The organism is Shewanella sp. A22, assembly GCF_053850585.1.
This window is the reverse complement of the sequence record NZ_JBSQBN010000133.1, coordinates 1-12,409: the sequence shown is the minus strand read 5'-3', so window position 1 is coordinate 12,409 and position 12,409 is coordinate 1. Positions and strand designations below refer to the sequence as shown.

Genomic DNA, 12,409 nt, shown 5'->3' with positions numbered 1-12,409 from the left:
CCGCGGCGGCCAATGACTTTGAAGTCATGGCCAACGTCCATGACTTGGTCGTCGGCGCCTCAGATGGCGTCAACACCAGCAACATTAACGTCACCCTCACTGAACTCGATGTCAATGAAGGCCCTGAAATAGATGATTACAGCACGACAATCAATGATTCTATTGCGAATGGGACGAATGTCTATGACGTTAACGAAGCCAATACTGGTAATGATACTGATGTGGACGGGGATATATTGTCTTATTCATTTGTGTTATCCAATGGCACCAATAGCTTAGTCAGTGAAGATGGCGCATTTATCATTAATGCACAGACAGGTGTTATTTCTGTCAATGACACAACGAAAATTGACTATGATAATGCTAGCCAAATTAATTTAATTGTTGAGACTACGGACAACGATTCATTATCTGACACTGCTCTTGTTACTTTTAATCTGAATAATGTTACAGCAAATGATGACACCCCTGGTTCAGCATATAGTGTCACTACGGGCGCCGCTAACGCTTGGAATATTCCGCAGTCTAACGGCCAAAATCTAATGTCAATTTCAGCTCGAAAAATAGATGGCTCAATAACTACAGTTAACATTGAACCTGGTTCTAATAAACTTGGGGTTTCTGGTACACCACGCACTTCTGGCGAAGTTACTGAGCAAATTGAATATGACTCACATTCTGGTAAATCAGAAGCTATCGTTATTGATTTTAATGGACTCGTAAACCAAGCTACATTTAGTGTCTCAAACCTATTTGCTAATGAAAACTATGGCGAACAAGGTGTTTGGAAGGTTTATTATAATGGCCAATTAGTCGCAACAGATACCTTTAAGAATCTTTCTGGCGATACAGGAACCTTCAATATAAATACTGGCAACATTGTGTTTGACCAATTGGTCTTTGAAGCAACAGAAACTGTTCGTGAAACAGATAGTGGAAGCGCCTTAGATGATTCATCAGATTACTTCTTGACCAATGTCACCGCTTCAGGCCCAGCCATTATGGGAACCTATATTGTTTCAGAAGATGGAGTGTTAACAATTGGAGATATCACCGAGGGATTATTAAATAATGATCTTGATTCTCAAGGAGATACATTCACTCTAACTGGAGTTAATGGCACATCCGTTGCAGATGGAGAAGTTATCTTACTGCCAAGTGGTGCATTGTTAACCATACATAGTGATGGCACTTATTCTTATGATACAAATAATGTCTATGAAGCACTTGACGCTGGTGAACTGACAACCGATACCTTTACTTATACCGTAACGGATCAATATGGCGCCACCGATACGGCAACAGTAACGATTAACATTGTTGGTGAAGCTGATCCAAGCGAAACTTATGCAGAATATACTGGTAACCCTCAAGATGATGTTATTAACGGGACACCTAGTAACGATATAATTGTTAGTGATCAATATGAGATTAATATTGTTGATGGTCAAAATTATAACATCGCATTTATTGTCGATACCTCAGGCAGTGTAGGAACTAGTCAGCTCAATACGATGAAAGCTCAGCTCAGCTCGGTATTTAATACACTTAAAGCAAGTACTACTGGTACCCATTCAGGCACGGTGAATATCTTATTGGTCGATTTTGATTCAGGTCTTAACTCTTCAATTTCAGTCAATTTAGCTGACGCGAATGCACTTACCATACTCTCAGCTGCACTAACTAGTATGAGCTCAAATGGTAATACAAATTATACGGCAGGCTTTAATGCGGCAACAGATTGGTTTTCAACCTTAACGAATGGTGAAAACTTAACTTATTTTGTTACTGATGGTTATCCTAATAGAAATACAAATAGCACCCCAGATGCTTTTGCTCGTCTAGATGCTCTTTCAGAAGTAGAAGCTATCGGGATTGGTAATGGCATTAATTATAATACGTTAAGGTATTATGATTCTGACAACACTCCCGTTACAGGCGTAAATGCGAGTAATCTTGCTTCCGTTATTTTAGGTACTGAGACTCAGTTGCTTCAAGGTGATGATACCGTTGATGGCGGTGCAGGCAATGACATTATCTTTGGTGACTTAACTCAATTCGCCGGCAGCAACCAGCAAGGTTATGCCGCTTTACAAATTTTTATTGCTGATAAAACAGGCCAAAATGTTGCCGATATTGATGTTAAAGCTGTGCATGAATATATTCGAGAACACATCAGTGAATTTAATATCAACAATCAATATGACGGAAATGACATATTGAATGGTGGAATTGGTAACGATATTATATTTGGTCAAGGCGGTGACGATGTCATCAATGGTGGTGAAGGCAATGACGTACTGATCGGTGGCCTAGGTAATGACACACTTATTGGTGGTCTAGGCAACGACACCTTTGTATGGTCTAAAGGTGATACTGGTATCGACACCATTAAAGATTTCGAAGTTAACCATGACACCCTTCATATCAGCGACTTACTGCAAAATGAACAAAGTGGAAATTTAGAAAACTATCTAGATTTCTCGTTCAATAATGGCAGCACAACCATTTCTATCGATGCCGATAACGATGGTATTGTTGACCAAGTGATTGTGCTTGATGGCGTCGACTTATCACAAGAGTATGGTGCAACAGATGGCGTTATCATTAATGGACTGCTCAATGACGGCGCGTTGGTTGTTGATGCCGCAACACCAGCGCCATCGCCAGCAACCACATTTGCAGACATAAATGAAGAGAACAGTGTAAATATTATTCCTTAATAACAACACATTGACTGCGCCAGATAGTATTATGTGGCGCATACGATAATAATAATACTAACAACAAAAATTTAAGGACTATTATTAGGTGCCTATTACTGCGTCTAAAATAAGCGAACAGTGGACAATTTCGGCTTCCCAAAGGGTAACTGTCGATCCACTGCTTGACAGTCTCGTCTTACTAACTGAACACTTTGGCAGCCCTTGCTCAATAGATTCTCTGGCAGCTGGTCTTCCGTTATCAGGCGCGGTGATTACACCTGAGCTACTGCCACAAGCAGCAGCTAGAGCTGGTTTGTCAGCAAAATTGTCCCGTAAAGACTTAAACCAAATATCAGGTATTTTACTGCCTTGTATCTTATTGCTAAAAGACAAAAAGGCCTGCATCTTACGGGAAATCAACTTCGAGCAAGATAAAGCTATCATTCAACTACCTGAGACGGGTGGTGAAGATACACTTACCATTGAAGCCTTAGAAACGCTATATGTCGGTTATCTATTTCTCGTAAAACAAGATTACCGTGGCGATAAAAGTTTTGATGTCCACCTTCATGACAATACCACCCACTGGTTATTGCAAAGTATTAAAGACTCAGCCCCCATCTATCGCGATGCCCTCATTGCTTCGGTATTAGTTAATTTATTTGCATTGGTGTCACCACTATTCATTATGAATGTATATGACAAAGTGGTACCCAACCTTGCATTTGAATCGCTTTGGGTATTAGCTATTGGGGCAAGTATTGCGTATCTATTCGATTTTGTTATGCGTCAATTAAGAAGTTATTTGATTGATGTAGCAGGAAAAAAAGTCGATATTATTGTATCTTCAAAATTATTTGCCAAAGCCATTGGTATTCCATTGTCAAAGCGTTCACCGAGCATCGGCGGGATGGCTCGACAATTGGGTGAATTTGACAGTATCCGCGAGTTTTTAACCTCTGCAACCATAACGGCATTAGTCGATCTCCCTTTTGCCTTATTATTTGTTGCTATTATTTATATTGTGGCAGGCGATTTAGCCATAATTCCAGTCATTGGCAGCTTGATTATTATTGCAGCAACGCTCTATTTACAACCAAAACTCAAACAAGCAATTGAAGAAAGCAATCGCTTTTCCAGTTTAAAACACGGGCATCTGATTGAGAGTTTATCTGCACTAGAATCAATTAAAGCCAATGGGGCAGAAGGCTTAGTGCAAAAAAGCTGGCAACAAATGATCGGTCACACTGCAAATTGGCAGCTAAAAACTAAAAAGCTGTCTAATTATGTCAGTCATATCGCAAACTTTATCGTACAACTAACCGTTGTATTAGTTGTCATTTTGGGCGTATACCGCCTAGCCGATAACGAAATATCAATGGGCGGTATCATTGCCGCAGTCATGCTATCGAGCAGAGCTATCGCCCCCATGGCTCAACTAGCAGGCTTAATTACTCGCGGTAACCATACTGTTAGCTCATTACGTCAACTTGACGCCATAATGCTGCAAGAAGATGAGTTTGAAGACAAGGGGCATCTACCTAGTAAAGAACGCTTTATGGGAAAAATAGAAGCCGACAATATCAGCTTCAGTTTCCCAGAGTCAGAAAAACCAAGTCTGCATCCTTTATCTATACACATTAATCCCGGTGAGCGAATCGCCATTATTGGCCGAAATGGTTCAGGTAAAAGTACGTTAGCCAAACTACTGCTTGGGTTATACAAACCAACTCAAGGTAGTCTTCGTTATGATGGACTTGATGTTGGACAAATTCACCCAAGCGATCTTAGGCGTAATTTCGGTTACTTACCCCAAGATGTCACCTTGTTTCACGGTTCTATCCGCGACAATATTTTATTTGGTTCTCGCCAAGTTACAGAACATCAATTGATGAGAGCCATTCAGCTTTCAGGGGTAAGCATGTTTACCAACCTAGAATCTGAAGGTTTAGATCAACAAGTCGGTGAAGGTGGCCTAGCACTGAGTCGTGGCCAACGACAGACTGTGGCACTGGCAAGAGCAACTTTAAATGATCCGTCTATACTGCTAATGGATGAACCAACAGCAAGTCTTGATGCTCGTGCAGAAAAACAATTTGTACGCTCAATGCAACTTGTTAGCCGTGATAGAACCTTGTTGCTCATCACCCATAAGATGCATCTGCTCAATTTAGTCGATCGGATTATTGTACTTGATAAAGGACATGTAATGGCTGACGGTCCTAAAGATGAAGTACTTGCAAAACTTAACTCTGGGGCAATTGCTGGAGGGCAAAACTCATGAGTAAACATCTCACCACTGCAGATTTAGAAATGGTTGATGACGTTTACGGTGCCATGATGACTGATGCCCCAACAGGACACAGGCTTATTATCTGGTCACTCGCCGCAATGATGGTGTGCTTTTTCATTTGGGCTTATTTCTCCGAATTAGATCAGGTAACTACGGGAATGGGCAAAGTTATTCCTTCTTCGCAATTACAGATAATTCAGAGTTTAGACGGCGGTATTTTACAAGACATTTATGTCCAAGAAGGCGTAATGGTCACGAAAGGGCAACCGTTAGCTCGCATTGATGACACGCGATTTCGCTCTGATTTCGATCAACAAGAACAAGAAGTCTACGGATTACAAACTAATATTATCCGTATGCGTACAGAACTCGACAGTATTATTATTTCTGACATGTCTTCAGACTGGCGCCAACAAGTCAAAATAACCAAACAAAACTTGGTCTTTCCACAAAGTATTATTGATCAAGAACCAGAGTTAGTTAAACGCCAGCAAGAAGAGTATTCAATTCGACTTGATAATTTAAGTAATCAATTAGAGATCCTTGTACGTCAAATTCAACAGCGTCAGCAGGAAATTGAAGAATTAGCGTCAAGAATTAATACCCTTACTACGAGCTACCAGTTAGTCTCCCGAGAGCTTGACTTAACTCGCCCACTTGCTCGTAAAGGTATTGTCCCAGAAGTTGAATTGTTAAAACTTGAACGTACAGTCAATGACATTCAAGGCGAATTACAATCTGTTAGATTATTGCGGCCAAAAGTCAAAGCATCAATGGATGAAGCCATCTTAAAACGCCGTGATGCTGTATTTGTTTATGCTACTGATTTACGAGCGCAGCTTAATGAAATGCAAACTAAACTATCTCGTATGAATCAGGCACAAAAAGGTGCATTCGACAAAGTCAGCAAAGCCGTCATTTCTTCTCCAGTGATTGGTACGATTAAAAAAATCAACTTCAATACCCTTGGTGGCGTGGTGCAGCCAGGTGAAGACATTATGGAAATCGTTCCATCAGAAGATAAACTACTAATAGAAACAAAAATTACACCACAAGATATAGCTTTTTTACATCCAGGCTTACCCGCCATAGTAAAAGTCACGGCCTACGACTTTACCCGTTATGGTGGATTAAAAGGGACCGTTGAGCACATTAGTGCAGATACATCTCAAGATGAAGAAGGTAACAGTTACTATATTATAAAAGTACGAACACAAGAATCCAGTTTATTGAAAAGCGATGGCACAGAGATGCCAATAATCCCAGGAATGCTCACTTCGGTAGATGTCATTACGGGAAAGAAATCTATACTTGAGTACATTTTAAATCCAATTCTAAGAGCAAAAGAAACCGCGCTTAGAGAGCGCTAAAAGGACCGGGAGGGTTTTTTAATGACAATTATTATAAATCAGCAAAGAAAGCTAAGCGCTGTAGCGCTGGCTTTTACCATGCTGATAGCTCCAACGGCATCAAGCCAAACGCTTGAGCAAGCCGTTGCACACACACTGGATACAAATCCAGACTTACGTATTGCGTTTAATCGTTTTAAAGCACGTGAAGAACAAGTCAATCAGGCTGTGGCCGGATATATGCCAACGGTAGATATTTCTGCTGGCTATGGCTGGGAGCAAACAGATAGCCCTTCAACTCGCCGTAAAGCAGGTCAAGGTGATGTCGATAGTGACGGAATGATTGATCTAGAGCGTGGTGAAGCTGGTTTTAGCATCAAACAAATGCTCTTTGACGGCTTTTATACCAGTAGCGAAGTGGCCCGTTCTTCGTTTGAGACAAGTGCAGATCAGTGGGCATTATTTTCTGCTGCAGAAGATATTGCATTGGATGTTACCAAAGTTTACCTCAACTACATCCGTAGCGAGCAAGTGTTGCAGTTGTCTGAAAAAAACCTCGCAAGTCATAAAGAGATTTATGACCAAATTAAACAACGAACCGATTCGGGACTAGGTTCTACAGCCGATTTATCCCAAATATCTGGCCGCCTAGCCCGTGCCAATGCCAATGTCATTTCAGCACAAAACAATTTGGAAGATGCCCGAGCTGCATTTATCAGAATTGTTGAAGCAAAACCGGAGAATTTAATCTTACCGGTACCAGATGTGACTATGCTGCCCGACAGTTTAGACAAAGGTATCTTGTCTGCTAAATCAAAGCATCCAGTGCTAAAATCAGCTGAAAGCGACATCAATGCCGCTAAAAAAGAACGTAGCTCAAGCCAAGCAAATTATTTCCCACAGTTAAGCCTAGAGCTTAATGGTAACTGGAATAATGATACTGACGGCGAAGACGGTTTCAGCGTAATTAATAGCCAAAATGTTAACGGCTATAACAATGATTTAGTTGCAATGGTTAAGGTTAAATATAATCTTTTCTCTGGTGGTAAAGACGTCTCTAAAGACAGAGAAACGGCTTATAAAATTAACGAAGCAAAAGAAATCCAACAACGCGCATATCGCCAAGTTGTTGAAGGAGTGTCTTTAGCTTGGAATGCCTATGAAATGCTAGCGCCACAAAAGCAATTCATACGCGAACACGTTGTCGCAGCCAAACAAACTCAAGTTGCATATGTGCAACAATTTAACTTAGGTCAGCGTACTCTGCTCGACTTACTCGATACCGAAAATGAGCTTTTTGAAGCTCGTAAAGATTACTTGCAAACCGAATACGATGAAATCGCAGCTCGCTATCGAGTACTCAATGCGACCGGCGATTTACTCGACTCACTTCGAGTCACACGTCCTGGAGAATGGCGTGGTGAGCGCGAATATCAGGGAGGCGTTTCACAATGAAATATTTTGTAATTCTGCTGGCATTAATCACAACAGTGGGTTGTTCACTTAACGATATTGTTGAAGTTAATCAGTCAACACAACAAGAGTTTGATCTTACGGATAATGATCGTGACGGTGTCATAATGGCACGAGAAAGTTGCACAGGAACCATTGCTGGTGCCGCTGTCGACAACAACGGTTGTGGTACCGTTCAAGATATCAATGAACGCCAAGATTTAAAAATCTTGTTTAATAACAATTCCAACGAAATCGCGTCTCATTATTATGGCCAGATAGAACGAGTCGCGAAATTAATGAGGACTTACCCGACCATTAGAGTGACAATTGAAGGCCATACAAGCAAACGAGGTAGCTATGAACTTAATTTAGCGTTATCTCAGAAGCGAGCTAAGGCCGTCACTGAAATACTACAAAATACCTTTGGTATTGACCCGAGTCGTTTAACGGCAATCGGTTATAGTTTTGACCAACCCATTGATACCAGTGGTACACCTGAAGCCGAAGAACGTAATCGTCGCGTTATCGCTGCCGTTGTAGCCGATGACACCATCCCCAAAATGAGATGGAACATCTACACGGTAGACGAACAGCTTGACTAACAGACAGACAAGGCATTGATTCGTTGAGTCAAAAAGACAGCCGAGTAATTACAGCGATATATAAAAGGGTCTGTCATTTTCTTATTATGACATCGGCCCTTTTAGTTTCATGCTTATATGCAACACCGACCCAAGAACTGAACCGAGAAAATACCGTTTCAGTTTTGTCGAAACGCTATGGTGAACGAGCTGGATTACGAGCAAATGCTTGGTTTAAGGTGCTTAATGAATCACAGCAACTTGCTGAACGAGATAAATTAGAAAAAGTTAATCAATTTTTTAACTTATTTCGCTTCATTGATGATCAAACATTATGGGGCGACTCTAATTACTGGGCATCTCCGATGGAGTTTATTGGCGCCAACGGCGGAGATTGTGAAGACTTTTCAATAGCAAAGTATTTCACCTTGCTTCAACTCGGTATTGCAGAAGATAAGCTCAGGATCACCATGGTAAAAGCGACATCACTGAATCAATATCATATGGTTTTAGCCTATTACGAAAAGCCTAATTCGATTCCGTTAGTGCTCGACAATTTAGATAAAACCATCAAGCTGGCAACCAGACGTAAAGATTTACTGCCTGTTTACAGCTTTAATGGTAAGCAATTATGGCTAAACAAAGAAAAAGGCCGAGGTGTTTTAGCCGGTTCATCATCACGCCTTGAAAAATGGACCGACCTCAAACTTAGATTAGGTGTAGACCGCTTACGCCAACCCAAACTCAACATGGAGTAGTGACAACATGACCCTGTTCAGGCAGATCTATGCGTTACTTTTCGGGCTTTTCTTGTTAACCATTACAAGTGTTGCCTATGTTCAATTTTCAGAGACTCAACGTTTTTTAACTAAACAAATGGAATCTGATCTCAATAATGCCAGTAACTCGTTAGGATTAATGCTGACTCCAGTTTTAGAAGCGGGTGATGATGCAGGGGCAGAAACATTAGTGAATGTTATTTTTGAGGGCGGTTATTACCAACAAATTAAATTAACTTGGCTAGTAGACGGCAAACAACAAGAGTGGAACAATGCCATTCGCATTGAAGATGTGCCGCAATGGTTTATCAACCTAAATCTATTTCAGACCATCAAAAAAGAAAGCACAATCACTTCTGGTTGGCTACAACTGGCAAAACTAGAAATCACTGCACATCCTGGTTTTGGCTACCATGAACTGTGGCGAATTATTTCAAATATTATCATTTTGTTTTCAATTTTGTTTCTCATTGCCATCGTATTTGCCAGAATAGGATTAAGCTGGATTTTAAAACCATTAAATACGCTTTCTATTCACGCAAAAAAAATTGCTGAACGCCAATTTGGCCCCGACATGCCAACCCCAAAAACACGAGAGTTAAAAGAACTGGTAAATGCATTTAACAGCATGTCAGCCCAATTAAAACAGGTATTTAACTCCCTTGACGAAGAAGTCTCGGCATTAAGAAAGAAAAACCTAGTCGATCAAGTATCAGGGCTACCGAATAGACAATATATGGTCAGTCGAATTAATGGCTGGTTAAGTGAGCCCAGTACAGGTGCACTATATTTAGTTAAAATGGATTGGTTAGAAGACGTTCATAGCAGATATGGTTTCCAAGTTCGTGATGAAACGATCCGTATTTTAGCTGAAAAGCTGCAGCATTTTCAGGATCAAATATCCCCGTCAGTGATTGCTCGTATTGCCGCTTACGAATTCGCTTTTCTAGTGGAAGATTGTGAACATGACCAACTAACCAAGTATTTACAAAGCCTAATACGTACAATTAACAAAGAAATATCTAAATCAGGCTGCAAACCAAATGAACAATTTTATATTGGTGTTGCAGAACGTCTCGGGCAAATGACCGTAACAGATATATTAGCCCAAGCGGATAATGCGCTCCAACAATCAGTTAAAGACGGAAAAGTATTTCATTGGTTTGAAAACACTCAAAAACAATTGTTCACCCGAGAAGAATGGCGCAATAACTTAAGCCATGCCATTAAAGAGAAAAAGTTTCAGTTCCGCTGGCAACCGATTCAGTTATGTAACAAAGATGAAATTTGTCAACGCGAGCTCTATTGCCAATTAAAAATAGGCGAGACAATACTCCATGCGGGTCAATTTATACCCTATGTAGAGCTACTATCGTTAGGCACAATGTTCGACCGTTGCTTAATTGAAACCGTCAACGAACATCATCTACTTGAGCGCAATTATGAACAAGTCGCCATTAACCTTACTTACCAAAGTATTAATGATGCCGATTTTCATATTTGGTTGAAACAGTTCCTGCGAACCAATAGGTACCCTGAACGTATATGCTTTGAAATCCCAGAAGCCAGTGTTTATAGCGATTTAGCTGCTTGTGAGAACCTCTGTAAAATCATTAGAGACTCAGGCGCTCAATTTGGTATTGACCATTTCGGTCGCCAATTCGGATCAATGGCTTACTTGCAAAACCTGCGACCTAATTATGTCAAACTTGATCAGTCATTTGCTTACATTGAAGACAACCAACATAACAGCGAACTATGTCGCGCATTAGTTAACGTGGCGAAAGGATTAGACATACAAGTGATTGTGACGGGTATCCAAGATAAGGACCAACTAACACGATTCACAGAACTTAGAGTAGATGCTTATCAAGGTTTTATTGCACCACCGGTCAATGTGAAGCTGTAGTAAATATAAATTGGAACAAGTAGGTGTATGAACCACTCTTCTAGTGGCTCGTACACCACCATTTTTTATACACAGCACATGACGACAAGACCAACAATCATTCCCTTTATGTAAAAGTTACCTGATGTGATGGTCTCCTCCCACTACGGCATCTGTGCGCCATGATTGAAGTAGTTACAAACAATCAATATGGGAGAAGACCAAAATGAAGATCACAACAATAGGGTTAGACATAGCAAAACGATTTTTCATATGGTTTGCTGCAATGAGCAAGGTTGGTTAATTAATAAGAAAATGTTAACGCGAGATAAGGTATTAGCGTTCTTCCAAAACCAGCCAGCATGTTTGGTTGCACTCGAGGCTTGTGCGACATCGCATTATTGGGCTCGAGAAATACAAAAATGTGGCCATAAAGTAAAGCTTATTCCACCTCAACATGTAAAAGCTTTTTTAATTGGCAATAAAAATGATTATAACGATGCTTTAGCCATTTCTGTTGCTGCAAACCAGCTACATATTAAAAGTGTAGGTATAAAGTCGTTAGAACAACAAGATAATCAGCACAACATAAAGCCTGAGAACTAACCGTAAGCACTTTGTAATCAAATCAGAAGACTGATTGCTGAATACGGCATTATTTTAAACAAAGGTGTGAATCACATACGGTTTCATCATCCCATTAATACTGGATGATGAAACCACACAATTATCAGAAGTACCAAGGCAACTACAAGCACAACTTAATGTATTAGACATGTGTATTGAACCTATAGCCAATTAATTGTTGGATCAGTAAAAAGCAATACCATTTGCCAGAGGATACAAACCATACCGGGGTTTGGGCCGATCGTGTCCAGTGCCTATTTTAATGAAGTCGGTAATGGTGCTAATGATAGGCGAGGCCGTGATGTATCCGCTTCATTTGGTATTGCTCCTAAACAGCACAGCAGTGGAGGCAAAGATATTTTACTTGGGATAAGTAAGCGAGGTAATAGTTATACCAATCCTATTAAATATGTGATCTTTCAGCGGGAGTTCAAAGTGCTGTAGGCAAGGCAGATGATTGAAGCGAATAGTGATCCTCGGTAACAAGCTCCTGCCTTACTCTACCTCCAGCATCTGACCGCCATGGATGGTGGGAATGTGTTATTTTTTATGGAAAAAAATAGACCATGCAGTCGTATTTTGAAAGCATCTAACGAAGCATAAAAGACTTTGAAACCCGCCAGAATGGAGTCTCTCAGGTATTCCACTTCTGTGTTACATCGATTTAAAAGGGAACAACCATTTCTACATCAATGTGCCTTGAATTGAAAAACCTGAGAGACTCTGAACTGA

Annotated in this window: 9 protein-coding genes; all 9 read left to right on the top strand. The window is 40.5% G+C overall.

Annotated features, from left to right (window positions below):
- Positions 1–2,723, top strand: a 2,723-nt coding sequence (locus ACWXWT_RS17695; RefSeq protein ID WP_456042896.1) for a type I secretion C-terminal target domain-containing protein, incomplete at its 5' end; no start/stop codon positions are given.
- 88 nt (positions 2,724–2,811) lie between these two features.
- Entirely contained in the window at positions 2,812–4,989 is a 2,178-nt protein-coding gene (locus ACWXWT_RS17690; RefSeq protein ID WP_456042895.1) for a type I secretion system permease/ATPase, read from the top strand.
- Positions 4,986–6,368 carry an HlyD family type I secretion periplasmic adaptor subunit gene (locus ACWXWT_RS17685; RefSeq protein WP_456042894.1) on the top strand — a complete coding sequence of 461 codons (1,383 nt, stop codon included), beginning with the start codon at positions 4,986–4,988 and terminating at the stop codon, positions 6,366–6,368. The genes ACWXWT_RS17690 and ACWXWT_RS17685 overlap by 4 nt, the downstream gene beginning before the upstream one ends.
- Positions 6,369–6,446: 78 nt before the next feature.
- Positions 6,447–7,802, top strand: a complete 1,356-nt coding sequence (locus ACWXWT_RS17680) for a TolC family outer membrane protein (protein WP_456042897.1) — start codon at positions 6,447–6,449, stop codon at positions 7,800–7,802.
- Positions 7,799–8,404, top strand: coding sequence for an OmpA family protein (locus ACWXWT_RS17675; RefSeq protein WP_456042893.1), 606 nt, complete (start codon positions 7,799–7,801; stop codon positions 8,402–8,404). Before ACWXWT_RS17680 ends, ACWXWT_RS17675 begins: the two co-directional genes overlap by 4 nt.
- Positions 8,405–8,490: 86 nt before the next feature.
- Complete coding sequence (locus ACWXWT_RS17670; RefSeq protein WP_456042892.1) at positions 8,491–9,141, top strand: transglutaminase-like cysteine peptidase; 651 nt, start codon at positions 8,491–8,493, stop codon at positions 9,139–9,141.
- A 7-nt stretch (positions 9,142–9,148) separates the two neighbouring features.
- Positions 9,149–11,071 carry an EAL domain-containing protein gene (locus tag ACWXWT_RS17665; RefSeq protein ID WP_456042891.1) on the top strand — a complete coding sequence of 641 codons (1,923 nt, stop codon included), beginning with the start codon at positions 9,149–9,151 and terminating at the stop codon, positions 11,069–11,071.
- A gap of 252 nt (positions 11,072–11,323) precedes the next feature.
- A complete protein-coding gene (locus ACWXWT_RS17660; RefSeq protein ID WP_456042890.1) occupies positions 11,324–11,656 on the top strand; it encodes a hypothetical protein in 333 nt (110 codons plus the stop codon).
- 264 nt (positions 11,657–11,920) lie between these two features.
- Positions 11,921–12,121, top strand: a complete 201-nt coding sequence (locus tag ACWXWT_RS17655; protein ID WP_456042889.1) for a transposase — start codon at positions 11,921–11,923, stop codon at positions 12,119–12,121.
- Positions 12,122–12,409 lie beyond the last annotated feature (288 nt).